The 25304-nt window shown below is 65.2% G+C and carries 20 protein-coding genes and 1 pseudogene; 9 read left to right on the top strand and 12 right to left on the bottom strand.

What is annotated here, in order from left to right; translation table 11 throughout:
- Nucleotides 1-27: 27 nt before the first annotated feature.
- Nucleotides 28-672 carry a maleylacetoacetate isomerase gene (maiA, locus tag GAK28_RS07285; protein ID WP_291776639.1) on the bottom strand — a complete coding sequence of 215 codons (645 nt, stop codon included), beginning with the start codon at nt 670-672 and terminating at the stop codon, nt 28-30.
- A 141-nt stretch (nt 673-813) separates the two neighbouring features.
- Between maiA and GAK28_RS07280 the strand changes: the two genes are divergently transcribed.
- Both GAK28_RS07280 and GAK28_RS07275 read left to right on the top strand, forming a co-directional pair.
- Entirely contained in the window at nt 814-1995 is a 1182-nt protein-coding gene (locus GAK28_RS07280) for a phosphoglycerate kinase (RefSeq protein ID WP_291776637.1), read from the top strand.
- On the top strand, nt 1995-2627 hold the full coding sequence (locus GAK28_RS07275; protein WP_291776635.1) for an HAD hydrolase-like protein: 633 nt from the start codon (nt 1995-1997) through the stop codon (nt 2625-2627). The genes GAK28_RS07280 and GAK28_RS07275 overlap by 1 nt, the downstream gene beginning before the upstream one ends.
- Nucleotides 2628-2651: 24 nt before the next feature.
- Here GAK28_RS07275 and GAK28_RS07270 read toward each other — a convergent pair whose 3' ends face one another.
- Together GAK28_RS07270 and tkt are read right to left on the bottom strand one after the other, a co-directional pair.
- Nucleotides 2652-4721, bottom strand: coding sequence for an acyltransferase family protein (locus GAK28_RS07270; protein ID WP_291776633.1), 2070 nt, complete (start codon nt 4719-4721; stop codon nt 2652-2654).
- A gap of 83 nt (nt 4722-4804) precedes the next feature.
- Entirely contained in the window at nt 4805-6817 is a 2013-nt protein-coding gene (gene tkt, locus GAK28_RS07265) for a transketolase (RefSeq protein WP_291776631.1), read from the bottom strand.
- Between the two features lie 224 nt (nt 6818-7041).
- Between tkt and GAK28_RS07260 the strand changes: the two genes are divergently transcribed.
- Together GAK28_RS07260 and GAK28_RS07255 are read left to right on the top strand one after the other, a co-directional pair.
- A complete protein-coding gene (locus GAK28_RS07260; protein WP_291776629.1) occupies nt 7042-7770 on the top strand; it encodes a porin family protein in 729 nt (242 codons plus the stop codon).
- A gap of 239 nt (nt 7771-8009) precedes the next feature.
- Nucleotides 8010-8600, top strand: coding sequence for a porin family protein (locus GAK28_RS07255; protein ID WP_291776627.1), 591 nt, complete (start codon nt 8010-8012; stop codon nt 8598-8600).
- A 68-nt stretch (nt 8601-8668) separates the two neighbouring features.
- Here the strand turns inward: GAK28_RS07255 and GAK28_RS07250 are convergent, their stop codons facing one another.
- From GAK28_RS07250 to GAK28_RS07235, 4 genes and pseudogenes are all read right to left on the bottom strand, one after another.
- Nucleotides 8669-10102, bottom strand: a complete 1434-nt coding sequence (locus GAK28_RS07250; RefSeq protein ID WP_291776624.1) for a reprolysin-like metallopeptidase — start codon at nt 10100-10102, stop codon at nt 8669-8671.
- Between the two features lie 160 nt (nt 10103-10262).
- Nucleotides 10263-11288, bottom strand: coding sequence for a class I fructose-bisphosphate aldolase (locus GAK28_RS07245; protein WP_291776622.1), 1026 nt, complete (start codon nt 11286-11288; stop codon nt 10263-10265).
- Nucleotides 11289-11898: 610 nt separating this feature from the next.
- Nucleotides 11899-13362: pseudogene (gene pyk / locus GAK28_RS07240) on the bottom strand (pyruvate kinase); the annotation flags it as partial.
- Between the two features lie 40 nt (nt 13363-13402).
- Nucleotides 13403-14224 carry a S1/P1 nuclease gene (locus GAK28_RS07235; protein WP_291776620.1) on the bottom strand — a complete coding sequence of 274 codons (822 nt, stop codon included), beginning with the start codon at nt 14222-14224 and terminating at the stop codon, nt 13403-13405.
- A gap of 175 nt (nt 14225-14399) precedes the next feature.
- On the opposite strand from GAK28_RS07235, the gene gap reads away from it, so the two are divergent.
- Together gap and GAK28_RS07225 are read left to right on the top strand one after the other, a co-directional pair.
- Nucleotides 14400-15416, top strand: a complete 1017-nt coding sequence (gene gap / locus GAK28_RS07230) for a type I glyceraldehyde-3-phosphate dehydrogenase (protein ID WP_291776618.1) — start codon at nt 14400-14402, stop codon at nt 15414-15416.
- A gap of 86 nt (nt 15417-15502) precedes the next feature.
- On the top strand, nt 15503-16396 hold the full coding sequence (locus GAK28_RS07225; RefSeq protein WP_291776616.1) for a hypothetical protein: 894 nt from the start codon (nt 15503-15505) through the stop codon (nt 16394-16396).
- 40 nt (nt 16397-16436) lie between these two features.
- Here the strand turns inward: GAK28_RS07225 and GAK28_RS07220 are convergent, their stop codons facing one another.
- The 3 genes from GAK28_RS07220 to hppD form a co-directional block, all read right to left on the bottom strand.
- The gene (locus GAK28_RS07220) at nt 16437-17417 is read right to left on the bottom strand and encodes a fumarylacetoacetate hydrolase family protein (protein ID WP_291776614.1); all 981 of its coding nucleotides are present in this window, start codon (nt 17415-17417) and stop codon (nt 16437-16439) included.
- Nucleotides 17418-17430: 13 nt separating this feature from the next.
- Complete coding sequence (gene hmgA, locus GAK28_RS07215; protein WP_291776612.1) at nt 17431-18741, bottom strand: homogentisate 1,2-dioxygenase; 1311 nt, start codon at nt 18739-18741, stop codon at nt 17431-17433.
- 88 nt (nt 18742-18829) lie between these two features.
- A complete protein-coding gene (gene hppD / locus GAK28_RS07210; protein WP_291776610.1) occupies nt 18830-19918 on the bottom strand; it encodes a 4-hydroxyphenylpyruvate dioxygenase in 1089 nt (362 codons plus the stop codon).
- A gap of 93 nt (nt 19919-20011) precedes the next feature.
- On the opposite strand from hppD, the gene GAK28_RS07205 reads away from it, so the two are divergent.
- Nucleotides 20012-20461 carry a MarR family transcriptional regulator gene (locus GAK28_RS07205; RefSeq protein WP_291776609.1) on the top strand — a complete coding sequence of 150 codons (450 nt, stop codon included), beginning with the start codon at nt 20012-20014 and terminating at the stop codon, nt 20459-20461.
- 87 nt (nt 20462-20548) lie between these two features.
- Here the strand turns inward: GAK28_RS07205 and GAK28_RS07200 are convergent, their stop codons facing one another.
- Both GAK28_RS07200 and GAK28_RS07195 read right to left on the bottom strand, forming a co-directional pair.
- A complete protein-coding gene (locus GAK28_RS07200) occupies nt 20549-22054 on the bottom strand; it encodes an oligopeptide:H+ symporter (protein WP_291776607.1) in 1506 nt (501 codons plus the stop codon).
- Nucleotides 22055-22145: 91 nt separating this feature from the next.
- Nucleotides 22146-22994, bottom strand: coding sequence for a tryptophan 2,3-dioxygenase family protein (locus GAK28_RS07195; RefSeq protein WP_291776605.1), 849 nt, complete (start codon nt 22992-22994; stop codon nt 22146-22148).
- Nucleotides 22995-23223: 229 nt separating this feature from the next.
- On the opposite strand from GAK28_RS07195, the gene pdhA reads away from it, so the two are divergent.
- Both pdhA and GAK28_RS07185 read left to right on the top strand, forming a co-directional pair.
- Nucleotides 23224-24300 carry a pyruvate dehydrogenase (acetyl-transferring) E1 component subunit alpha gene (pdhA, locus tag GAK28_RS07190; protein ID WP_291776603.1) on the top strand — a complete coding sequence of 359 codons (1077 nt, stop codon included), beginning with the start codon at nt 23224-23226 and terminating at the stop codon, nt 24298-24300.
- A 12-nt stretch (nt 24301-24312) separates the two neighbouring features.
- Entirely contained in the window at nt 24313-25293 is a 981-nt protein-coding gene (locus GAK28_RS07185; RefSeq protein ID WP_291776602.1) for an alpha-ketoacid dehydrogenase subunit beta, read from the top strand.
- Nucleotides 25294-25304: the final 11 nt, after the last annotated feature.

The following is a 25304-nucleotide window of genomic DNA, read 5'->3' as shown; positions in this document are numbered from 1 at the left end:
GGGACCGCGCTTGCGCGCGGTCGCCCCTCAGGTCGCGTCCGGCTGCATCTCCGGCGCGGCCTTCCTGAAGGCTTCCAGTGCCTGGCAGGCCTCGACCACCCGGCAGATGTTCGGGTACGGCGCCAGGTCCAGCTCCCAGCGCACTGCGTTGTAGTACTGCGGCACAAGGCAGCAGTCCGCGATGGTCGGTGTGTCGCCGTAGCTGTAGCGTCCTTTGGGACCTCGCTCCAGCAAGACCTCGATACCGTCGAAACCGTTGCCGATCCAGCGCCGGCACCAGGCCGCTTTGCCGGCCGCATCGGCGCCGTAGCGCGATTCCAGCTCCTTCAGTACCCGCAGGTTGCCCAGCGGATGGATGTCGGTGCCCACGGCCAGCGCAAGTTCGCGCACGCGTGCCCTGCCCTGCGTATCGGCCGGCAGCAGCGCCGGCGTGGGCCGGGTCTCTTCCAGGTATTCCAGGATCGCCATCGACTGCCGGACGGTCACATCGCCATCGATCAGGGTCGGCAACTGAGCCTGGGGGGAGATGTCCCTGTAGGCGGATTTCAGGTGCTCGCCGCCGTCGTTGACCAGATGGACCGGACGGGCTTCGTAGTCCAACCCCTTGAGGTTCAGGGCGATACGGATGCGGTAGGCGGCGCTGGAGCGCCAGTAGGTATAGAGGGCGAGCATGGGCGTTCCCGAGTGCGGCCCTTGATTCTATGTAGGAGCACGCTTGCGCGCGACCCGTCGAGCGAAGAGACCTGATTTGCACCCACCGATGCAGGCCGAGGACAATTACCGCTTCTCCTACACCTGAAGCTGGAGTTCCTCGTGTCCGTCACCCGTATGCAAGACCTCGACCTGCGCGGCAAGCGCGTGCTCATCCGCGAAGACCTGAACGTCCCGGTCGAGAACGGCAGGATCACCTCGACCCAGCGCCTCGATGCCGCCGTCCCCACCATCATCGCCGCCCGCGATGCCGGCGCGAAGGTGATGGTGATCTCGCATCTGGGTCGCCCGAAGGAAGGCGAATTCGACGAGGCATCCTCGCTGAAGCCGGTCGCCGAGTGGCTCGGCCAGAAGCTCGGCAAGGACGTGCGCCTGGTCCGCGACTACCTCGACGGCGTCGATGTCGCCGATGGCGAGGTCGTGGTGCTGGAGAACTGCCGCATGAACGTCGGCGAAGGCAAGGACGACGAGGCCCTGTCGAAGAAGTACGCCGCGCTCTGCGATGTCTTCGTCATGGATGCCTTCGGCACCGCCCACCGCGCCCAGGCCTCCACGCATGGTGCGATCCGCTTCGCCCCCGTGGCCGCCGCCGGCCCGCTGCTGGCGAAGGAACTGGACGCCCTCGGCAAGGCGCTCGAGCATCCGGCCAAGCCGCTGCTGGCGATCGTCGCCGGTTCCAAGGTGTCGACCAAGCTCGACCTGTTGCAGAACCTCGTCGGCAAGGTCGAACAGCTGATCGTGGGCGGCGGCATCGCCAACACCTTCATCCTTGCTGCCGGCCATAAGGTAGGCAAGTCGCTGGTGGAGGCCGACCTGCTCGACACCGCGAAGAAGATCATGGCCGATGCGAAGGCCCGCGGTGCCGACGTGCCGGTGCCGACCGACGTCGTCGTCGCCACCGAATTCTCAGCCACTGCCCAGGCCACGGTGAAGGCCGTCGATCAGGTCGGCGACGACGAGATGATCCTCGACATCGGTCCCGAGACCGCGAAGCGCTACGCGGAGCTGATCGCCAAGGCCGGTACCGTGGTGTGGAACGGCCCCGTGGGCGTGTTCGAGTTCGACGCCTTCGGCAAGGGCACCGAGATGCTGGCGCGCGCCATCGCCGCCTCGAAGGCCTTCTCGATCGCCGGTGGTGGCGACACACTCGCCGCTGTCGACAAGTACGGCATCGAAAGCGGCGTGTCCTACATCTCCACCGGCGGCGGCGCCTTCCTCGAATTCCTCGAAGGCAAGGAACTGCCGGCCGTGACGGCGCTCAAGGCGCGCGGGGAGACGAAGTAATGCTTTTCCTCTTCGACCTCGATGGAACGCTCATCGACTCGGAAATCGGCATCCTCTCCGGCGTGCGTCATTCGCTCGCCAGCGTGGGTGCCGAAGCGCCGCATGAGTCCGTGCTGCGCTCCTGGATCGGACCTCCCCTGCGCGTAAGTTTCGCGCAGGTGCTGGGCGACGACCGCGATCGCATCGAAGCCGCCGTGGCCGCCTACAGCGAGCGATTCCAGGACGTGGGCTGGTCGGAACACACCGTCTATGACGGCATCCCCGAAGCCATCGCCGCGCTAGCCGAGGCGGGCCACCAGCTTGCCGTGGTCACGAGCAAGACGCGGACCCATGCCGCGCGCATCATTCCGCACCTGCCGTTCGGCGCCGCGTTCGAACGCGTCTACGCGCCGGGACCGGACACGGCGCACAGCGAGAAGGCGGAGATGATCGCCGCCGCCCTCGCCGACTTCGGCCATCCGAAGGACCAGGTGTTCATGATCGGTGATCGCCGCTTTGACATCGAAGGCGCGGTCGCCAACGACGTGCGCGGTGTCGGTGTGCTCTGGGGCTTTGGCGACCAGGATGAACTGGAAAAAGCCGGCGCCTGGAAGACGCTCGCGGCACCGTCGGATCTCCCCGGTATCGCCTGATAGGGTGTTCTCGATGCGACGGGGCTATCTGACCGCCCGTCGCATCGCCTCCTCGAAGGCAGGCAGCAGCACTTGATTGCCGTAGCCACTGACGTGGTCGCCATCGAAGAACAATGGGCGGCCGTCCTTGAAGCCCGTGCACTCCACACCTTCCGCGCATAGCGAGGGCAGTGGATCGAAAAGACGCGTCCCTGGCACGGCATGTGCCACGGCTTGCTCTGTGTCCAGCATGGGTTGGCGAAGGCGAAGAATGACGGCGCGATCGATAGCGATACCAGGCGTGCACATAGGGTTGCTGCGTGTCCACCAGTCCGCGCAACGGTAGGCTGGCGCGTTGAGCAGGACATTGGGTGCTTCGAGCACCACATGTGCGCCCTTCGCGCTGAACCGCGAAACGACATCGATCGCCTGCTGTTCGGCACCACTCGCTTTCGCCAATCGGCCCGCATCCAGCGCCTGGGCAATCACGGCGTCGCGCGGGTATCGAATCCACTGGTCGACGAAGCGCGGCATGCGCAACGAAGGCAGGAACACCACGTCCCCCGGTTTCACCCGGGCAAGGATATCGCGCTCGGAAATGGCCGATACCGTCTTGCATCGATCATCCGTTGCGCCCTCGGGACGCAGGCTGAGGAAGGCGCAGCCTGAATTGTTGTAGAGCGTGACATGCGCACCCGTGTTCGCCACATAGGCCTCGAACAGCGTGCCGAACGCCATCGCGTGGGAGTCGCCCACCACGAAGACGTCAGGGGCATCCACCGGATGCTCGCAAGCCGTCCTGGCATAGCTGATGCGCTTGCCGTGCTCCAGCTCCTCGACGGTCGGCTCCGGCACGCCGCAAGGCGGCACCGTCTTCGCCCGGACGGTCGTGGGGTACCAGTCGTCGGCGTGCCTGGCCACGGTACTCAGCGACCAGCGCGGCTGCCGATGATCGATGAAACGATGCAGGGAAGCACCGATCACCAGAGTCAACACCCCACATCCCACAATGGCCCACCGCGGGAGGTGGCGGATACGTTGCGAGCGGCGCACGGGCTGTTCGACCCACCGCCAGGAGAGCCATGCCAGCGTAAAGGTCAGGGCGAGCGCTGCGAGAAGCCACGGCCAGTCACCCAGGCCGACGGTCCAGCGAAACAGGACGAATACTGGCCAATGCCATAGGTAGAGCGAGTACGACATGCCGCCAATCAGGCGCATCGGCGACGACGTGAGCAGGCGAACGGGCCAGACCGTCGCTGGCTGACCGTGAAGCGCACCCAGTATGAGGGCGGAACCGACGACCGCCCATAGGGCACCCGGCACGGGAAATTGCTCGGGTTGGGAAAACCAAAAGCCGATGCCCATCGACACGAAACCAAGGATCGCGAGCGCTCCTTTCCAGCGCGTCACCGGATCCGCTGTCGACGTGTCGAATCGACGACCCATGCAGGCCATCGCCTGGTACAGGGCCACGCCCACCGCCAGTTCCCAGAATCGCGATGCCAGCAGATAGAAGGCGGCAAGACTGTCCGTGCTCCGGATATCCCACGCATGGACGAAGGAAGCGATACCCAGCAGGACAAAGAGCCCCAATGTCAGGCGACGCCAGCGACCGCCAAAGCTCCACGCCCAGAACAACAGGGGGAACAGCAAGTAGAACTGCTCTTCCACGCCCAGCGACCAGGTGTGGGTGTAAGGATTGAATTCGGTGATGGGCGAGAAATAACTGTTGTCGTTACCCGCCAGTACGAGGTTGCTGAAACCGAAGAAGGCGAAGCGGCCCGTCTTCTGGTTGTGCTCGCTCAGCCACGCCTCGGGAATGAAGAGCGTCGCGGCGAGCGTCGTCGCCAGCAGGCAGACCAGCAACGCAGGCGCGATACGCTGGAAACGACGGGCCAGGAAATAACCCCAGAACGAGGCGAGCGACGATCGCTCCCGCAAGCCCACGGATGCGCTCACCACGAAACCCGAGATCACGAAGAACACGTCCACGCCGGCGAAACCGCCCGGCAGCCAGCTCCCATGCAGGTGGTACAGCACGACGGAAAGGACGGCGATGGCCCGCAATCCATCGATATAGGGAAAGTAGGCGTGAGGCGACCGTGCTGGAGTCATCGTGACCAATGGTTCATCCGGAAAACAGGGGTTCAAAACGCAAGAAGGCCCCCTTGCGGGGGCCTTCGCTGGAACGGCATCGATTACTTGATGACGCCCTTGACCGCATCGACCACGGCGGTGGTGGTGATGCCGAAGTGCTCGTACAGCTTGTCGATTGGGGCCGAGGCGCCAAACGTGCTCATGCCGATCGCCTTGCCGTCCAGACCGATGTACTTGGCCCAGAAATCGACGCTGGCGGCTTCCACGGCCACGCGGGCGCGGCACCAGGACGGCAGCACGCCTTCGCGGTACTCGGAAGGCTGGGCATCGAATTCCTCGGTGCAGGGCATCGAGACCACACGGACCGGCACGCCCTGGTCACCCAGCGCCTGCGCGGCTTCCACCGCGATGCCGACTTCCGAACCCGTGGCGATGATGATGGCCTTGAACTTCTCGGAGGGCTCGAACAGCACGTAGCCGCCCTTCTCGATGTTCGCCACCTGCTCGTCGGTGCGCGGATTGTGCTTGAGGTTCTGGCGCGAGAAGACCAGGCACGACGGGTTGCCGGCGCGTTCGATCGCCTTCTTCCACGACACCGCCGACTCCACGGCATCGGCCGGACGCCACACGCGGTTGTTCGGGATCAGGCGCAGCGAACCCAGATGCTCCACCGGCTGGTGGGTCGGGCCGTCTTCACCCAGGCCGATCGAGTCGTGGGTGTAGACGTGAATCGCGTGCGCCGGAATCAGCGCCGACATGCGCACCGCGTTGCGGGCGTAGTCGGAGAACACCAGGAACGTGGCGTCGTACGGAATGAAGCCGCCATGCAGCGCGATGCCGTTGGCGATGGCCGACATGCCGAACTCGCGCACGCCGTAGTGGATGTAGTTGCCTTCCGCACCGCCCGTGGCGATGTTCTTGGAACCCTTCCAGATGGTGAGGTTCGACGGGGCCAGGTCGGCGGAGCCGCCCATCAGTTCCGGCAGCAGCGGGCCGAACGCGTCGAGGGTCATCTGCGAGGCCTTGCGCGAAGCGACGACCGGGCCTTCGACCTGCAGCTTCTTCACGTAGGCGGCGGCGCCGTCATGCCAGCTCTTCGGCAGCTCGCCGGCGATGCGACGCTTGAACTCCTCCGCCAGCTCCGGATAGGCCTTGGCGTAGGCGTCGAACGCCTCGTTCCAGGCCTTCTCGGACTTGGCACCGGTGTCCTTGGCGTTCCAGGAGGCGTAGATGTCGTCCGGGATCTCGAATGGACCGTACTTCCAGCCCAACTGCTCGCGAGCCAGCTTGACCTCGTCCGGACCCAGCGGGGAGCCATGCGAGGACTCCTTGCCTTCCTTGTTCGGCGAGCCGAAGCCGATGATGGTCTTGCAGATCACCAGGCCGGGCTTGTCGCTCTGCGCGGTGGCGGAAGCGATGGCGGCCTTGATCGCCTCGCCATCATGGCCGTCGACCGGCTTGCCGTCCTTGCCCACCACGACGTTCCAGCCGTAGGCCTTGAAGCGCTCGGCAGTGTTGTCGGTGAACCAATCGTGCACCTCGCCGTCGATGGAGATGCCGTTGTCGTCGTAGATCGCGACGAGCTTGCCGAGCTTGAGCGTGCCGGCGAGCGAGGAGACTTCGTGCGAAATGCCTTCCATCAGGCAGCCATCGCCCACGAAGACGAAGGTGTGGTGGTCGACGATGTCGTGGCCGGGCTTGTTGAAGCGGGCGGCGAGCACCTTTTCGGCGATGGCGAAGCCCACGGCGTTGGCGAGGCCCTGGCCGAGCGGACCAGTGGTGGTCTCCACGCCCGGGGTGTGGCCGTATTCCGGATGACCCGCGGTGTGGTGGTTGAGCTGGCGGAAGTTCTTCAGGTCTTCGATCGGCAGGTTGTAGCCGGTCAGGTGCAGCAGCGCGTACTGCAGCATCGAGCCGTGGCCGTTCGAGAGGACGAAGCGATCGCGGTTGGGCCAATGCGGATTCGACGGGTTGTGGTGGAGGAAGTCACCCCAGACCACTTCGGCGATATCGGCCATGCCCATGGGCATGCCCGGATGGCCCGACTTTGCAGCTTCCACACCATCCATGGCCAGGGCGCGGATCGCATTGGCGCGTTCGCGGCGTGTCGTCATCGGCGTTCTCCAGTTAGCAGGCGGCTGAAAAAACGCCATTGTCGCGCATTGCGTATCACGTTGTCGTGGAGGTTCAGCCCAGAGCCGGGAAGTTAACCCCGGCTTAATCTTTTCATCCGCATTTCTGAATTTCTTCAGGTTCGAGGCGTTCTAATCGTCCACAGGCCACCCAAGCTCCCCCACCCCAAGCCGGTGGCCGCCCCGACAATAAGAGGAACATTCCCATGAAAAAGGCAGCTCTTGCCCTTGCGGTTTCTTGCGCTTCGTTCGCGGCCATCCCGGCCTTCGCCCAGGACAGCAACTCGGCTGTTTCGGGCAATTACCAGCCCAGCCAGGCCGTCGGTAGCGGCAACTGGTTCATCGGCGCCAACGTCGGCCGTACCAACGGCAGCGACACCGGCGGCTTCGGCAGCAATGCCAGCGGCTTCAACTTCCTGCACGGCGAACAGGGCCGTCGCACCGGTTACGGCGTCCTCGGCGGTTACCGCTGGAAGGCCGGCCAGGATCTGGGCCTCGGCCTCGAAGCCGGCTACACCGACCTGGGCAACTACCGTGTGAAGAACATCTTCAACGATAACGACGTCAACCAGCGCAAGTCGCGTAACGCCCTGCGCGGCTGGATGGTCGGTATCAACGGCAAGCTGAACCTCGTGCCGCAGTGGTACATCAGCGCGCACGGCGGCTACTTCCGCGCCAACGACAACAGCAACAACTACAACAACAGCGTGGGCCAGGACATCGGCTTCTCCAACGGCGGCCGTCCGGGCCGTGGCAGCTGGTACGCCGGTATCGGTACCGGTTGGGACATCAACGAGCACTTCGGCGTGGGCGTCACCTACGACTACTTCCACGCCAATGCCGGCAAGGTCCGCAACAACGCCACCGGCGATGTCAGCACCGGCCTGAAGCGCTCCACCGGCATCGTCTCGCTGGCTGGCGAATACCGCTTCTAAGTCGTCAAACCCCGGTTTTTCCGGAGTTTCCTCGAGCCGCGACGGGCAACCGTCGCGGCTCGTTCGTTTCTAGACTTAACCGATTCTAAATATTGAACTTGACGGTATTGAATCGTAACGAAGCTGCCACATCTAAGTAACGACGCGCGGCGCCCCCACGACCGCGCGCAGGTAGCGCGGACGACATTCCCCCCATGGTCGCCGACGCTCACAAGAACAAAAAGCAGGAGAGATTCACCATGAAGAAGACCCTTTTCGCCCTCGCCCTTGTCGCTGCCAGCGCGGTCACCGCCCCGGCGTTCGCCCAGGATGCCAACGGCGCAGGCTGGTTCGTCAACGGCAACGTCGGCCGTACCTCGATCGACAAGAACGCCTACAACGGTCACGACACCGGTTACGCGCTGAACGGCGGTTACCGTTGGGCCGTCGCCCCGTGGGCTGCCCTCGGTGTCGAAGTCGGTTACAACGATCTCGGCAACATCCACGCCAAGAACTTCTTCAACGGCAACCGCGTCGTCGACCGCCGCAAGTCGGAGCTGCATGGTTGGACCGCCGGCGTGAACGGCCACTTCAACATCACCCAGCAGTGGTACATCAGCGCTCGTGGCGGTATCTACGGCTGGAAGGGCCACGGCCTGAGCAACGACGATGTCGACCTCACGAGCCGTCGCGGCATCGACAAGACCAGCTGGTACGCCGGTGCGGGCGTGGGCTACGACTTCAATCGCAATTGGAGCCTTGGCATCAACTACGACCATTACGATGCCGACAAGCACGGCGTCGACCTGTCGACCAACATGGCTTCGATCAGCGCCGAATATCGCTTCTGATCGCTATCGCCAGATACAAAGAAAAGCCGGTGCCGCGAGGCACCGGCTTTTTTTATGGGCGCGACGGATCAACGTGTCTTGCTGGCGCGGAATCCTGCCGCGATGGGCATCGTCAGGCGTAGCGTGCGCGCAACGTCCGCGTAGTCGGCAAGGCCGCACGGCAGGCCCTTGCACTGCACCTGCGGGTTGGAGAACGTCCAGAAGCGCTGGTTCGCATCGGGGCCATAGGCCATCACGTCGTAGAACTGCGCGGAGAAATTGCGATAGCCATAGGAGTACGGGAACAGGCCGCCCGTCGCGTCCTGTTCGTGGTTGTGCTGTGCGCCGAGGTTGTGGCCCAGCTCATGCGCGAGCGTGGTGGCCTCGCAGTAGTAACCGGTCGGCAGGCTGCCGTCGCTGACCACGGAATACATCAGGTCGCCCGCGGCGGCGTAGTTGCCCGGCGGGATATAGGCCACACCGCAGCTGTTGTTGCCGGCGTTGTACTGGCGCACAAAGGTCACCAGATCGGCACCCACTTGATCGCGCAGGGTCTGCACCCAGGGCGTGCTGGTGCGGATCGCATCCAGCATCTGCGTGTTGTCCGTATCGTCGGGCGCTTGCGCTTCCTGGGCGCGTACCATGCGGAACGACGCGTTGACCTGCGAGTTCAACAACACCTGGTTGGCCACGTCGAAGCGGTTGGTCAATTCGGTGATTGCCGCGGCGGTGGAGCCCTTCGCCTGGCGGAAACCGCTGGAATAGATGGCAAGCACGTCGACCGTGGTCGGCCCGGCCGCGCTCGGTGCTTTCAGGCCGTTGGCATCCTGGCCCGAGGCGAGCGGAACCCCCAGCGTGTTGTCGAGCGCTCCCGTGCTGGCCAGGCCGGCACCCGGCACACCGACGGGCTTGATGGTGTCGCCTAGCGGGTTCACCCCGACATGCAGGCTGGAGAGGGGGGCGCTGACGAGGTAGGTCTGACCGCCCTGGATGGTGAGCTTGCGCTGCTGGCCATCGGCATCGGGCAGGGTCGCCGCCGTGGCGTCAGGACCGAAGGTGATGACAGCACGCTGGGTATTGTCCTGGCCGTCGAGACGACCGACCCAGGTCCAGTTTCCGTTCCCATGCTCCACGGCGTGTTCGAACGCCAGATCGAGGCGCGAACCGTCGGGTGTCGGAATGGACAGGCGGCCGCCCTTCATCGCGGCACGCGCCTGCTTCTCATCGATACGGACGGGGTAATAGGTGAAGACGCCATCCCGGCGCGGTGGCTCGGAGCCCGTGATGACAAGCAAGGGAAGCGTCGGCCCCGGATCGTTCGCCCCTGAGGACCGGTGCCGGGCGGGCGCATCGATCGCCAGCCGCGGCGACGATGTCGCGGATGCCGACGTGGCAGCCGCCGCAGGACGGGCCGCCTCCACGGCAAACATTGCGCCGGATCCATTCCCCTCACGCAGCAAGGCCGCTCCGGCCGCCACGCAAGCCAACGAGGCCGCCAGGGCGACCCAAGCACGCTGCTTCATTCCCTTCACCCTCAAGCCCGTGGGCGCGAGCGCGCCCCACGGGTGATTGGAGCGCTCCGCCGTGGCCGGAGCAACCGAGAACCGCGGAAAACGGCGAATCGGTCACAAGAAAAAGGCGCCGACGGAGCGGCGCCTTTTTCGGTCTAGACGGCGGAAACCGTCAGGCGCGCTTCTTCCAGTTGCCCTTGGCGGCGTCGCTGTTTTCCTTGGCGCGCTCGACCACGGTCTCCTGACCGGCACCCCAGTTGGCCTTCTGGTCCTTCGACCAGACGTCCAGGGCCTTGGAGACCAGGGCGCGACCGTAGGAGAAGCTGATCGGCCACGGGTGCGGACCGAGCTTGTTGATGGCGTCGAGGTGGGCCGTGGCCTGCTCGTCGTCCTGGCCGCCCGAGAGGAACACGATGCCCGCCACGGAGGCCGGCACGGCGTTCAGGAACACGTCTACCGTGGCCTGGGCCACGTCTTCGATGTCCACCTGCTCGTCGGCCGGGGCGTACTTGCCCGGGATGACCATGCTGACCTTGAGGATCAGGCCGCGGAGATTGACGTTGTACAGCGCCAGCGCACCGAACAGGGCACGCAGGACTTCCTCGTGCACCATGTAGCTGGTGTCGAGATCGTGGACGCTTTCCTTGTCGTCCATGAGGATTTCCGGCTCGACCATCGGCACGAGGCCGGCTTCCTGGCAGAGCGCCGCATAGCGGGCCAGCGCGTGCACGTTGGCATCGATGGCAGCCGAGGTCGGGGTGCCGTCGGTGATCTTGATCACGGCGCGCCACTTGGCGAACTTGGCGCCGAGGCTCGCGTATTCCTGCAGGCGCTCACGGAGGCCGTCGAGGCCTTCGGTGACCACTTCGTCCGGGAAACCGGCCAGCGGGTGCGTGCCCTTGTCGACCTTGATGCCCGGGAGGATGCCGGCGGCTTCCATGGCCTGGACCATGGTGCGGCCGTCGCCCGTCTTCTGGCGGATCGTCTCGTCGAACAGGATGGCGCCCGAGATGTAGTTACCAAGGTTCGGGGCGGTGAGCAGCAGCTCACGGTAGGCGCGACGGTTTTCCTCGTTATTCTCGAGCTTGACGGCTTCGAGACGCTTCTTGATGGTCGAGGTCGATTCGTCGACGGCGATGATGCCCTTGCCGGGGGCGACCATCGCCTGCGCGATCTGTTCGAGGTTTTCGATGCTCATGAGGACTCCGTGGACGTAGTGGTATGCCCCTTGGAACGAGGCGGGGCTAGTGCGAAAACCGGCGGAGTATAGGGGAATACCCCGCGAAAGCCGTTGTGCGGCGCGATCAAGTGGTCTGGTAGCCCGGCAGCGCGCACTGTTTCACGATCGCCGCCTTGCGGGCCGGGTCCTCGGGAAGGTTGAAGCCGACCACGTAGTAGGTGTTGACCGGTTCGGCGGCGCGATTCACGCCGGAAGGACCGTAGCGGAAATCCTTGACGGCGCTAACGCCGACCTTGTCGAGATCGCCCTGGGGCACCGTCTTGGCGGCCACCACGTTCTGCGTGCGTCCGTCGGAACCGATCATGTAGGTCACGGCGACGCAACCGGGCTTGTCGAGGTTGCTGCCGATGTTCGGCACATCGGCGCTGACCGAGGTATTGGTCAGGGTCCAGTAATAGGGAAGACGGTCCGGTGCGACCTTTCGAATGGTCTGAGCCGCGGCAGGGCCTGCGACCAGGAGGACGGCGGCGACGATGGCGCCGGTGCGGAGAGGATTGCGGATCATGACGCCCTCGTTGGTTAGCCAGTGCGTCGAGTTTACTCCGAGGGGGCGTGGATGGCGTGTCTGGTCGCGCAGGCTATCCGCGATGCCGTCTTCACCGATCACCAGCAGCTTCAGCGTGTTGGTGCCGCCGTGGCTGCCGATATGGTCTCCGTGGGTCAGGATCACGCGGTCGCCCTTGACCAGCTTGCCCAGCGAGAACAGATGCTGGAGCGCGGCGCGGGCCGTGTGGGCCGGGTCGAGCTTGCCGGTTTCGAAGGCCACCGGCTGCACGTCGCGCAGCATGAGCATGCGGCGGCGGGCCACGTCGGACGGCGACATCGCATAGATGGGAACGGCGAAGCGATAGCGCGACAGCCACTGGGCGGTGGCACCGGATTCGGTCAGCGAGACGATCGCGCGCACGCCGATCTGCGAGGCCAGCACCATCGCGGCCAGGGCGATGGCCTGGTCGGAGCGGTCGAGCGAATGCGTGCTCGGACGCAGGTCGTCGCGCGGCTCGAACTGGCGCTCGGCGCCGAGGCAGATGCGGCGCATGGCGGCCACGGCCTTGTCCGGATGGGCACCGGCGGCGCTCTCTTCCGAAAGCATCACGGCGTCGGTGCCGTCGATGACCGCGTTGGCCACGTCGAGCACTTCGGCGCGGGTCGGGATCGGTGCGCGCACCATCGACTGCAGCATCTGCGTCGCGGTGATCACCGAACGGTTGCGCATCACCGACTCGCGGATGATCTTCTTCTGCAGGCCCGGCAGCTCGGCGTCGCCGATCTCCACGCCCAGGTCACCACGGGCCACCATCACCACGTCGGACGCGTCGATGATCTCGCCGAGCACGGGAATGGCGTCGGCGCATTCGATCTTGGAGACGATGCCCGCATCGCCGCCGGCCTCACGAAGCAGGCGACGCGCCTCGTGGAGATCCGCCGCCGAACGCACGAACGACACGGCCAGGAAGTCCGCGCCCATTTCGGCGGCCAGCTTGATGTCGTTGCGGTCCTTGTCCGACAGCGCCGAGACGCTGAGGCCGCCGCCCTGGCGGTTGAGGCCCTTGCGATTGGACAGGCGGCCGCCGATGGCCACCGTGCAACGCACTTCGGCGCCGACCACCTCGTTGACGGCCAGGGCGATCAGGCCGTCGTCGAGCAGGAGGATGTCGCCCGCCTTCACGTCGTTCGGCAGGTCATAGTAGCTGACGCCCACGCGGGTCTGGTCGCCGAGCGGCGCATCCGGACGGCAGTCGAGAACGAAGCTGTCGCCGACCATGAGGTCGACCGGGCCGTCCGCGAACTTCTCGACGCGGATCTTCGGGCCCTGCAGGTCGGCGAGGATGCCGACCTCGCGGCCCACCGTCTCGGCGGCGGCGCGCACGGCGGCGGCGCGGGCGCGATGGTCGTCCGGCGTGCCGTGCGACAGGTTAAGGCGAACGATATCCACGCCCTCCTCCAGGATCTTCTCGAGCATGCCCGGCGCGTCCGTGGCGGGTCCGAGGGTGGCAACGATCTTGGTACGGCGGATCTGGATATCGGTCATCTGTGCTTACCTTGGTGTCGAATGGAGTCGGGACGGTGGATCAGTCCAGCGTCTTGTTGAGCAGGTCGGCCAGGCGCTTGCCGGCTTCGCGCAGGCGGGTCTCGGCCACGGGGAGGTTCGCCGTGACGTAGGCGTCGTCGATTTTGTGGCCGTCAGGATAGAAGCCCGGCTTGGCGACGATCTGGCACGATTCCTCCGCCCACTGGGCATACGGGTTGTCGAGCGGCGGGATCGGCTTGGGCAGCGTCACCGGGCCTTCGGCCGCGAGCTTGTCGGCATAGGCCTGCCACTTCAGGTCGGTGGTGTAGAGCATCTGGGAGTCCCAGACCCGGTGCAGGTTGGTGCCCTTGCCCTGGAACTGGACCTGGTACTCGTTGCCGCCCTTGTCGTCGCGGTTGCCGGCATGCAGCGGCTGGTGGACGTCGCCCACGAAATGGACCACGAACTTCAGGGCCTCGGCGCGCTCGGCGTTGGACTTGCTGCGGTCCTTGAGGATGGCCACGTACTTCTGCAGGCCACCGACGACGTTGCGCTCGGCGGCGCCGTCGCCCTGCGGCTTGTAGACGCAGCTGGAGGGGAAGTTGATGTAGTGCAGCGGGCCGGTGGCCTTGCCCAGGTCTTCCTTGCCCGGCATGTCGCGGAGCTTGTCCGGCCAGCTGGCCACGTCGGCCAGGGAATCGGAGCCATCGGCCTTGAGCAGGCGCTCCACCTCGGCCTTGGCGGAGGGGTCGAGCTGGCGCCAGGCCAGGTCGGCGACGATGCGGTGGCCGATGTCGCCCCAGGCCGAGGCGGTGCCTGCGGCGGCGGTGACGGCGAGGGCCAGCAGGGTGGCGATGGTGCGGCGCTTATGGAGGGTCTTCATGGGACAGTAAACGTTTCCGTCGCGGGCGAACGGCCAAGTGTGCCACAGCACGGCTGAGGCACGAATGACAAATCGCGGCATTGCAGCAAGCCCCCCACGGGGGGCTTCCGCTACCATGGAGGTTTACGACACCCGTCCTTATCTACGTTCGCAAGTCCATTCCCGGAGGCTGCACATGACCATCAAGGTCGCCATCAACGGTTACGGTCGCATCGGTCGCAACATTCTGCGTTCGCTCTATGAGTCGAAGAAGAATGGCCAGGACATCCAGATCGTCGCGATCAACGATCTCGGCAACGCCGAGACCAACGCGCACCTGACCCAGTACGACACGGCCCACGGCCGCTTCCCCGGCGACGTGTCGGTCGACGGCGGTGACCTCATCGTCAACGGCGACCGCATCAAGGTGTTCGCCGAGCGCGATCCGTCCAAGCTGCCCTGGGGCGACCACGGCGTCGACGTGGTGCTGGAATCCACCGGCTTCTTTACCTCCAAGGCCAAGGCCAGCGCGCACATCGCGGGCGGCGCCAAGAAGGTGATCATCTCGGCACCCGGCGACAAGGACGTGGACGGCACGTTCGTCATGGGCGTCAACGACGACAAGCTCACCTCGAAGCTCGAAGTCATCTCCAACGCCTCCTGCACCACCAACTGCCTCGCGCCGTTGGCCAAGGTGCTGCACGAAAAGATCGGCATCGTGCACGGCCTGATGACCACCATCCACGCCTACACCAACGACCAGGTGCTGACGGACGTCTACCACTCCGACCTGCGTCGCGCCCGTAGCGCCACGCACAGCCAGATCCCGACCAAGACCGGCGCCGCCGCCGCGGTGGGTCTGGTGCTGCCGGAACTCAACGGCAAGCTCGACGGTTTCGCCATGCGCGTGCCGACCATCAACGTCTCGGTGGTCGACCTCACCTTCACCGCCTCGCGCGAAACCACCAAGGAAGAAATCGACGCCGCCATCAACGAAGCCGCCAACGGCAGGTTGAAGGGCATCCTCGCGGTGAACACGCAGCCGCTGGTCTCGATCGACTTCAACCACAACCCGCACTCGTCGATCTACGACGCCACCCAGACGCGCGTCATGGGCGGCACGCTGGTGAAGGTGCTCTCGTGGTACGACAACGAGTGGGGCTTCTCCAACCGCATGCTCGACATGACCAAGGCGCTGATGGCGGCGAAGTAACGCCTCCGTTTCGCCACAATGCGGTAGCAAAATCGAGCGGCCCGCACATTTCGTGCGGGCCGCTTTCTTTTCAGGGGATGAAACGAATGACACGACGTCTTGCCGCCCTCGCCTGCGTGGCCCTCGCTACCCAGGTTGCATTCGGTGCGGATTGCCCAGCCGACCTGCCGCCCACCGGCGCACTTATCGGCCAGGGCCTGCTCGATACGAACACGCCCGACGCGAAGCGTCAGGAGCTGGCCCACCTGCTGCTTTGCTCAGCCGTGGCCGGCAACGACAACAGCATGGAGGTCGCCGGCTCGCTCTATCGCTGGGGACCGCGACACCCGGCGCATGTGTTCGAAGAGGACCATGACAAGGCACGCGACCTGCTCAATGGTGCGGCGGCCCAGGGGCGACTGAGCGCGATGCTGAAGCTGGCGGAGCTGGAGTTGGCGGACGGTCACGCCCGCGAAGCCATGATCTGGGTGCAGGTCGAGCGTGCCTATTACCTGCAACGCGCCAATGCGACGAAGGACGGCGGCGATACCGTCGCCGGGGCCGGCTACTTCACCATGCTGCTCAAGCGCGTGAACGATGCACTGGGGCCTGTCGACGACCAGAAACTGATCGTCGATGTGAATGCCCGCCTGGCTGGATTGGAAAAACTCGCCGCGGCCCATCCACGAACCCGACGGGAAGGCCCGGGCCTTGGGCAGCTCCATCGTCCGGCCCGGTTCCAACTGGCCGCGATCACCAACACCGAGCGTGACGAGGGCTCATACGCCCAGTACTTCGTCGAGGTGGCGCCCAACGGAGATATCGCCCGCCGCTGGCTCATCGATGCGTATCCGGAGCCCAGCAGCGGCGTTCGGCTGGCACGCGCCGTCGAACAGATGCACTGGGATCCCTTGAAGCCCGGGGAGACCGGTATGCGTTACGTCATCTTCCCCATCTCCATGAGCAGCATCCGCCACGGCTACAAGGTGGAAGGCTCCTGATCCGTGCGCCGCGCCCCTCGCGAGGGGCGCGGCCGCAGCATCAGAGCTTGCGCATGACCTGCTCGATCGCACCGAAGATCGACACGCCGGTCTTGTCGGTAACGTCGATCTTCACGGTATCGCCAAAGCACAGGAACGGCGTGGACGGCTTGCCGTCGCGCAGGGTTTCCACCGTGCGCTGCTCGGCCAGGCACGACGCACCCTTCGAGGTGTCCTCGTTGGCGATGGTGCCCGAGCCAACGATGGTGCCGGCAGTGAGCGGCCGGGTCCTGGCCGCATGGGCCACCAGTTGCGAGAAGTCGAACTGCATGTCGACGCCACACTCGGCCTCGCCGAACCACTTACCGTTGATCCAGGTGCGCATCGGCAGGTGGAGCTTGTCGCCCTGCCATGCATCGCCCAGTTCGTCCGGCGTGACGAACACGGGGGACAGCGCCGAGCGCGGCTTGGACTGGAGGAAACCGAAGCCCTTCGCCAGCTCGTTGGGGATCAGGCCACGCAGCGAGACGTCGTTGATCAGACCGACCAGCTGGATATGACCCGATGCCTGCGCCGGCGTCGCCGCCATCGGCACGTCGTCGGTGATCACCACCACCTCGGCTTCGAGGTCGATGCCGTAGTCTTCGCTCGGCACCACCACCGGATCACGGGGACCAAGGAACCCGGCGCTGGTCGCCTGGTACATGAGCGGGTCCGTGTAGAACGATTCCGGGACCTCGGCACCACGCGCGCGGCGCACGCGCTCGACGTGCGGCAGGTAGGCGCTGCCGTCCACGAACTCGAACGCGCGCGGCAACGGCGCGGCAAGCTGGGTCATGTCGAGGTCGAAAGCACCCTCGGCCCGGCCCTCGTTCACGTCTTCCGACAGCGCGTTCAGGCGCGGCGCGATGGCGTGCCAGTCGTCCAGCGCGGCCTGCATCGTGCTGGCGATGCCCTTGGCCTTCACGGCGCGGGATAGGTCGCGGCTGACGACGACGAGGGTGCCGTCACGGCCGCCTTCCTTCAATGAAGCGAGTTTCATGCGTGTCCTTGGATCAGGCGGCGTTCGGGTCGAAGTGCTTCTTCAGGCCGCGCCAGCATTCGTAATAGTTACCCTGCAACGCCGGCGACGCGAGCGCCTGGCGGCTGGGCCGGATGACCTTGCGCGTTTCGAACATGAAGGCCATGGTACCGACGATGTGATCGGGCTTCGTGGTGTCGGCATGCGACGCCTTCTCGAAGCTCGCCCCATCCGGACCGTGACCGCTCATGCAATTGTGCAGGCTGGAGCCGCCCGGGACGAAGCCCCCCACCTTGGCGTCGTACGCACCGTCGATCAGGCCCATGAACTCACTGGCCACGTTGCGGTGGAAGTACGGCGGACGGAAGGTGTGCTCGGCCACGAGCCAGCGCGGCGGGAAGATCACGAAATCCATGTTCGCCGTACCCGGCGTATCGCTGGCCGAGGTGAGCACGGTGAAGATGGACGGGTCCGGATGATCCACCGCGATGGAGCCGATGGTGTTGAAGCGGCGCAGGTCGTATTTGTACGGGGCGTAGTTGCCATGCCACGCCACCACGTCGAGTGGCGAGTGGTCGATCGAGGCCTGCCACAAGGCGCCCTGGAACTTGGCGACGAGGGCAAAATCGCCATCGAGGTCCTCGTACGCCGCCACGGGCGTCAGGAAGTCGCGCGGATGCGCCAGACCATTGGCACCGATCGGGCCAAGGTCCGGCAGGTGCAGCGATGCGCCGAAATTCTCGGCGATGTAGCCACGCGCCTGTCCGTCAGGCAGTTCGACGAGGAAGCGCACGCCACGCGGCACCACCGCGATTTCCAACGGCTCCACGTCCAGCACGCCCAGTTCGGTGCGGATGCGCAGGCGCCCCTGCTGCGGAACGATCAGCAGCTCGCCATCGGCATCGTAGAAGTAACGCCCTTCCATGGAGCGGTTGGCAAGGTACTGGTGGATGCCCACGCCCGCCTGCTCGGCCGGGCCGCCGTTGCCGCCCATGGTGTACAGGCCATCCAGGAAATCGGTCGGCGCCTCCGGCATCGGCAACGGATCCCAACGCATCTGGTTGGGCGTGGCCGGCGCCTCGTCGAAGCGGTTGTGGAAGCTGTCGTGTGCCAGTTCCCGGAACGGCGAGTGCTGCGCGGCCGGACGGATGCGGTAGAGCCAGCTGCGCAGGTTGCGATGGCGCGGCGCGGTGAACGCGCTGCCGGACAGCTGCTCGGCGTAGAGGCCCTTCGCCACGCGCTGCGGCGAGTTCTGGCCCGTGGGCAACACGCCCGGCACCGCCTCGGTGGCGAATTCGTTGGCGAAGCCGGTCTGGTAGCCGCGGGTGTCGTCGGTGTGGGTCATCGAAAGTGTCCTGAGGCGATGGCTACCTGGCATTGTAGGAGCGCGCTTGCGCGCGATCACGCGCAAGCGTGCCCCCACAACCTCAGGGTCAGATCACGCCGCGGCGCATCTGGTCGCGTTCGATCGACTCGAACAGGGCCTGGAAGTTACCGTTGCCGAAGCCTTCGTTGCCCTTGCGCTGGATGATCTCGAAGAAGATCGGACCGATGTTGTTCTGCGTGAAGATCTGCAGCAGCAGCTTCTTGTGCGTCTCCGGATCAGCGTCGATCAGCAGCTTGTTCTTCTGCAGGCGCGGCACGTCTTCGCTGTGGCCCGGGATGCGTACGTCGATGACTTCGAAGTACGTATCCGGCGTATCGAGGAAGGCCACGTCCTTCTCGCGCATGGCTTCGACGGTTTCGTAGATGTTGTCCGTGAACAGCGCGATATGCTGGATACCTTCGCCGTTGTACTCGCGGATGTACTCGTTGATCTGCGAGCCGTGGTCCGAGCTTTCGTTCAGCGGGATGCGCACCATGCCGTCCGGCGCGGTCATCGCCTTCGAGACGAGGCCGGTCTTCGCGCCCTTGATGTCGAAATAGCGGATCTCGCGGAAGTTGAACAGGCGCTCGTAGTAGTCCGACCACTTCTGCATGTTGCCGAAGTGCAGGTTATGCGTCAGGTGGTCGATGAAGGTGAGGCCGAAGCCCTTCGGGTGACGCTCCACACCGGGGAAGAAATCGTATTCGGCGTCGAAGCAGTCACCTTTGGCGCCATAGGTGTCGATCAGGTACAGGCAGGCGTCGCCGATGCCCTTGATGGTGGGCACGTCCAGGGCGAGCGTGTCGGTGAACGCGGTCAGCATCTCGGCGCCGTTGGACAGGGCCGTGGCCTGCACGTCGGTGGCCGGGCGGTTGAAGCGGATGGCGAAGCCGCAGGCGCAGGGGCCGTGCTTGGCGACGAAATCCGTGGCGAAGGAGTTGGGCTCCTCGTTCACGAGGAAGTTGCATTCACCCTGGCGATACAGGGTGATGTTTTTCGACTTGTGCTTTGCCACGGCGATAAAACCGAGCTTCGGGAACAGGTCGTGGAGCAGCTTGGCGTCGGGAGCCGCGAATTCGACGAACTCGAAGCCATCGACACCCTGGGGGTTTTCGAAGGTGGTGACTTCCATACCGATGTTGGGCTGGGCGCTCATGGGCGATACTCCTGGCAGGCGTGGGCGCGGCTTGCGCCCTATGAATCGAACTTATAGTTTCACTTGTAACCAATTGCAAGGACTGGCGCAGCAATGTCCATAGAGATCGTCCCCGCCCACGCACCCCTCGAGCTAGAACGTTTCCTGCCTTATCGGCTGTCCATTTTGTCGAACACGGTCAGCCAGGCCATCGCGGCCGAGTATCAGGACAAATTCGACCTCAGCATGACGGAATGGCGCGTGATGACGATCCTGGCGCGCTTTCCGGAGGTATCCGCACGGGAGGTGGTCGACCGGTCGCGGATGGACAAGGTGGCCGTGAGCCGCGCCGTAGCGCGGCTGGTGGAGGCCGGCCGGGTGGACAAGGGCATCCACGACGACGATAAGCGGCGCTCGGTGCTGAAGCTGTCCGAGGCCGGCTGGGCGATCCACGACGAGGTGGCGCCGAGGGCACGGGCCCATGAGCGCGCGCTACTGGCCAAGCTGGACGACGAGGAAACCGCCTGGCTGGGCCGCATCCTCGACAAGCTGATGGTTGGATAAGACTCGCGACAACCGCCGAAACCTGCGGCCACCGCCGTTGTAGGAGCGCGCTTGCGCGCGATCGCGCGCAAGCGCGCTCCTACAGGATCACTTGATGCCGTGCATCAGGCGATTGATCAGCGGGGCGATCAGGAACAGCACGATACCGGCGCCCAGCAGCAGTTCGAAGCTGAAGGTGAAGCCAGACAGCGCCGACGCCACGGTCATGCCGTTCTCGCCGCTGATGTGGCCGGCCAGCAGGCCGGACAGGTTGTTGCCGATGGCCGTGGAGAGGAACCAGCCACCCATGGCGAGGCCGACCACGCGTATCGGGGCCAGCTTGGTCACCATCGACAGGCCGATCGGCGACAGGCACAGCTCGCCGATGGTCTGCGCCACGTAGCAGGCGGCCAGCGGCCAGAACGGGATCAGGCCGCGAACGTCCACCAGGTCCTTCAGCGCGTACATCAGGATCAGGAAGGCCACCGCGTTGAACAGCAGGCCCAGGCCGAACTTGCGCGGGATCGACGGCTCCTTGCGGGCCTTGGCCAGCAGGGCCCAGGCGAGCGCCACCGGCGGGGCGAAGACCAGGATCGCCGCCGAGTTCACCGACTGGAACCAGCCGGTGGGGAATTCCCAGCCGAACATCTGGCGATCGACGATGTTCTGCGCGAGGAAGTTGAACGAGCTGCCGGCCTGTTCGAAGAACATCCAGAACAGCACGTTGAAGGCGAACAGCACGAGCATCGCGATGACGCGGTGGATCTGGATGCGATCGTGGCGCACGGCTTCGAGCACCAGCATCACCGCGACGCCGACGAACAGCGCGCCGAGCAGCCACGCGACGAAGATCGCACCGGCCTGGGCCATCAGGAGATAAACCAGCGGCACCGCCACGAGGATGCCGACGACCACGCCCACCAGGCTTTTCATCGCGTGACGTTCCGGCGGCGGCGCGCCCACGCCCTTGAGCTGGCGCTTGCCGATCAGGAACCAGATGAAGCAGATGACCATGCCGATGCCGGTGGAAAGGAACACGGCACGGTAGTTCTGCTGCAGAGGCGTATCGGTGAGCACCGAGGCGATCCAGCCGGTGACCAGCGGGGCGAGGAAGCCGCCCATGTTGATGCCCATGTAAAAGATGGTGAAGCCGCGGTCGCGACGCTCGTCGCCGACCGGATAGATCTGGCCCACCAGCGACGAAATGTTCGGTTTGAACAGACCGTTGCCGACGATCACCGTGGACAGGCCGATGAGGAAGATGTCCTTGTCGGGCACCATTACCATGAACAGGCCCGCGCCCATGACGATCGCGCCGACCAGGATCGAACGCTGGTAACCGAGGACGCGGTCGGCAACGTAGCCGCCGAAGATCGCCGAGGCATAGACCAGCGCGAGATAGGCGCCGTAGGTGCGGCTGGCGTAGCCCTGTCCGGACTGATCGCCGGAGAAGAATTCGGCCACGATGTAGAGCGTCAGGGCCCAACGCATGCCGTAGAAGGCGAAGCGCTCCCAGAACTCGGTCATGAACAGCATCCACAGGGGACGCGGGTGTCCCATGGTCTGCGGATAGTCGGGCACGGGCCGGGCGTCGGCTGGGGCGGTCGGTGTCATGGCTTCCCTTGGCGGTACGAAGGCGGACGCAAGCGTCCGCGCGAAAATCTGCGATGTGCGTGTGTACCCGCCCGGGCGCGATCCGTCAAATTCAGGTACCCAGGACGGTACGCACCTCGATCAGTTCAGGAAAGAAACTCTGTTCCAGCGCCTTGCGCAGGAAGGCGACACCCGACGAGCCGCCCGTACCCGCACGGAAACCGATGATTCGTTCCACCGTTTTCATGTGGCGGAAGCGCCAGAGCTGGAAGGCTTCCTCGATATCCACCATCTGCTCGCTGAGGTGGTACTCGGGCCAATGCCGCCCCGTATCTTCGTAGATGCGCCGCAACACCGGCAGCAACGACGGCTGCGACGTCCATGGCTGGGTCACGTCGCGCGAGACGATCTCCGCCGGCACGAGATGCCCCCGGCGCGCGAGGAAACGCAGGTATTCGTCATACAGGCCCGGCGCATCGAACACCGCGCGCAGGCGACCGTACGCGACCGCATCGTGCTCAAACACGCGCAGCATGTCGGCGTGCTTGTTGCCGAGCATGAATTCCACCATGCGGTATTGCAGCGACTGGAATCCCGACGACGGCCCCAGCACGTCGCGGAACTGCAGGTACTCCGCGGGGGTCAACGTTTCCAGTACGCCCCACTGCTCGTACAGCTGGTGCTGGATTTGCTTGACCCGGGCAAGGATCTTCTGCGCGCCCTCCAGGTCGTCGGCGCGCAGGCGCGCCAGCGCGGCATCCAGCTCGTGGATCATCAGCTTCAGCCACAGCTCGGACGTCTGGTGCTGGATGATGAAAAGCATCTCGTCGTGATGCGCCGGTTCGCTGCGCGGCTGCTGCGCCGAGAGCAGCTGGTCGAGCTTCAGGTACTGCCCGTAGGTAAGGCGCCCGTCGAGATCGGTGCGGATACCGGCTTCGAGGTCGCGCTGCGGATTGGCCATGGAGGTCTTCACATTGAGGGGGTTGACAGCCGCCACAAGCCGCCGGAAACCCCCTTCCCGGGGGCCTTAACGGAGGTTTGATGCTGCGCCGTGCCTTGCCGGGTGATAATACCCCTGATATCTAGTCCGGCTCGCAAGACCTGATAAGCCGTGTCGCGCCCCGCTGGATGGGCTTGGCCGCTTCCCCCTTTCGTGCGTGTCGTTTCTAACCTTCCCCTGGGAGCGAGTCGTGTCCATCGCCGCCAAGTTCGAAATCGAATACCTGCAATACCTTGACCAGGACGGCAAGGAAACCGGCAAGGAACTGCCAGAATTCGCCAAGGATCTCGACCACATGGTCGAGCTCTACAAGCTCATGGTTTCCACCCGCGTGTTCGATACCAAGTCGATCGCGCTCCAGCGTACCGGCAAGCTCGGCACCTACGCGTCCTGCCTGGGCCACGAAGCCGCTCATGTCGGCATCGGTAGCGCCATGCGTCGCGAGGATTCGCTGGCCGTGTCGTACCGCGAGTACGGCGCGCAGCTGTACCGTGGCGTGAAGCCGCGCGAGGTCTACACCTACTGGGGTGGCGACGAGCGCGGCAACGACTTCTCCGAAGCCCCGGCGCACGACTTCGCCTGGTGCGTGCCCATCGGTACGCAGTGCCTGCACGCCGCCGGTTCGGCGCTGGCCTTCAAGATCCGCAAGGAGCCGCGCGTCGCCGTGTGCACCATCGGTGACGGCGGCTCGTCGAAGGGCGACTTCTACGGCGCCATCAACGTCGCCGGCGCGCAGAACCTGCCGCTGGTCGCCGTGATCGTGAACAACCAGTGGGCCATCTCGGTACCCCGCCGCATCCAGAGCGGTTCCGGCACGCTGGCCCAGAAGGGCATCGCCGCCGGCCTGCACTGCATCCAGGTGGACGGCAACGACATCATCGCCGTGCGCAAGGCCATGGAAGACGCGCTCGAGCGCGCCCGTTCCGGCCAGGGTGGCTCGGTCATCGAAGCGGTGACCTACCGCCTCGGCGACCACACCACCGCCGACGACGCCCGTCGCTACCGTGGCGAGCAGGAAGTGAAGGACGCCTGGCAGCGCGATCCCGTGCCGCGCCTGCGCAAGTGGCTCGAAGCCAAGGGCAAGTGGGACGACGCGAAGGAAGAAGCCTGGAAGGCCGAGTGCGACGACTGGATGGACAACGAGGTCAACGCGTACCTCGAATCGAAGGTGCAGCCGGCGACGGCCATGTTCGACTACCTGTACGCCGAACTCCCGGCCGACCTCGAACCGCAGCGCGACCTCGTCGCCTCGCTCGATCGCAAGTAAGGATTCCTTCCCATGGCACAGATCACTCTTATCGAAGCGGTGACCCAGGCGCTCGCCTATGAAATGCGCAACGACGAAAGCGTCGTGGTGCTCGGCGAAGACGTCGGCGTCAATGGCGGCGTGTTCCGCGCAACGCAGGGCCTGCAGGAGCAGTTCGGCGAAGAGCGCGTTATCGACACGCCGCTGGACGAAGGCACCATCGCCGGCCTCACCGTCGGTCTCGCGGTGCAGGGCATGAAGCCCGTCGCCGAAGCACAGTTCGAAGGCTTCATCTACCCGATGATGGAGCACATCGCCTGCCACGCCGCCCGCATGCGCAACCGCACCCGCGGCCGCATGACCGTGCCGGCCGTGTGGCGCGCCCCCTGGGGCGGCGGCATCCGCGCCCCGGAGCACCACTCCGAGGCCAACGAGCACCTGTTCACCAACATCCCCGGTCTGCGCGTGGTGATGCCCTCGTCGCCGGCGCGCGCCTACGGCCTGCTGCTGGCCGCCATCCGCGATCCGGATCCGGTCATCTTCTTCGAGCCCAAGCGCATCTACCGCCAGTACAAGGAAGAAGTGCCCGACGACGGCGAGGCCCTGCCGCTCGACGTGTGCTTCGTGCTGCGCGACGGCACCGACGTCACCCTGGTCACCTGGGGCGCCCAGGTGAAGGAATGCCTCGAAGCCGCCGACGAGCTGGCCGAGAAGGGCATCAGCGCCGAGGTGATCGACGTCGCCACGCTGACCCCGCTCGACTTCGACACCATCGCCGAGTCGGTCACCAAGACCGGCCGCTGCGTCATCGTGCACGAAGCGCCGAAGACCGCCGGCTTCGGCGCCGAGATCGCCGCGCGCCTGTCGGAGGAATGCCTCTACAGCCTGCTCGCCCCGGTCGAGCGCGTGACCGGCTTCGATACCCACATCCCGCTGTTCCGCCTGGAAATGAAGTACCTCCCCAGCGTCGAACGCATTGTCGAGGCCGCCGAGCGTACGCTCGCGGCGTCCTGAGGAATCCAGCA

Origin of the sequence: Luteibacter sp., from assembly GCF_009912395.1 — a bacterium.
Taxonomy (GTDB): Bacteria; Pseudomonadota; Gammaproteobacteria; order Xanthomonadales; family Rhodanobacteraceae; genus Luteibacter.
The sequence above is the reverse complement of the archived record's forward strand: the minus strand, read 5'-3'. Positions and strand labels throughout refer to the sequence as shown.

Bases quoted from the DNA above. Each gene is read 5' to 3' on its own strand.
- maiA (WP_291776639.1), bottom strand. From the start codon at position 672: ATGCTCGCCCTCTATACCTACTGGCGCTCCAGCGCCGCCTACCGCATC.
- GAK28_RS07275 (WP_291776635.1), top strand. From the start codon at position 1,995: ATGCTTTTCCTCTTCGACCTCGATGGAACGCTCATCGACTCGGAAATC.
- GAK28_RS07270 (WP_291776633.1), bottom strand. From the start codon at position 4,721: ATGACTCCAGCACGGTCGCCTCACGCCTACTTTCCCTATATCGATGGA.
- tkt (WP_291776631.1), bottom strand. From the start codon at position 6,817: ATGACGACACGCCGCGAACGCGCCAATGCGATCCGCGCCCTGGCCATG.
- GAK28_RS07260 (WP_291776629.1), top strand. From the start codon at position 7,042: ATGAAAAAGGCAGCTCTTGCCCTTGCGGTTTCTTGCGCTTCGTTCGCG.
- GAK28_RS07255 (WP_291776627.1), top strand. From the start codon at position 8,010: ATGAAGAAGACCCTTTTCGCCCTCGCCCTTGTCGCTGCCAGCGCGGTC.
- GAK28_RS07250 (WP_291776624.1), bottom strand. From the start codon at position 10,102: ATGAAGCAGCGTGCTTGGGTCGCCCTGGCGGCCTCGTTGGCTTGCGTG.
- GAK28_RS07245 (WP_291776622.1), bottom strand. From the start codon at position 11,288: ATGAGCATCGAAAACCTCGAACAGATCGCGCAGGCGATGGTCGCCCCC.
- GAK28_RS07235 (WP_291776620.1), bottom strand. From the start codon at position 14,224: ATGAAGACCCTCCATAAGCGCCGCACCATCGCCACCCTGCTGGCCCTC.
- gap (WP_291776618.1), top strand. From the start codon at position 14,400: ATGACCATCAAGGTCGCCATCAACGGTTACGGTCGCATCGGTCGCAAC.
- GAK28_RS07225 (WP_291776616.1), top strand. From the start codon at position 15,503: ATGACACGACGTCTTGCCGCCCTCGCCTGCGTGGCCCTCGCTACCCAG.
- GAK28_RS07220 (WP_291776614.1), bottom strand. From the start codon at position 17,417: ATGAAACTCGCTTCATTGAAGGAAGGCGGCCGTGACGGCACCCTCGTC.
- hmgA (WP_291776612.1), bottom strand. From the start codon at position 18,741: ATGACCCACACCGACGACACCCGCGGCTACCAGACCGGCTTCGCCAAC.
- hppD (WP_291776610.1), bottom strand. From the start codon at position 19,918: ATGAGCGCCCAGCCCAACATCGGTATGGAAGTCACCACCTTCGAAAAC.
- GAK28_RS07205 (WP_291776609.1), top strand. From the start codon at position 20,012: ATGTCCATAGAGATCGTCCCCGCCCACGCACCCCTCGAGCTAGAACGT.
- GAK28_RS07200 (WP_291776607.1), bottom strand. From the start codon at position 22,054: ATGACACCGACCGCCCCAGCCGACGCCCGGCCCGTGCCCGACTATCCG.
- GAK28_RS07195 (WP_291776605.1), bottom strand. From the start codon at position 22,994: ATGGCCAATCCGCAGCGCGACCTCGAAGCCGGTATCCGCACCGATCTC.
- GAK28_RS07185 (WP_291776602.1), top strand. From the start codon at position 24,313: ATGGCACAGATCACTCTTATCGAAGCGGTGACCCAGGCGCTCGCCTAT.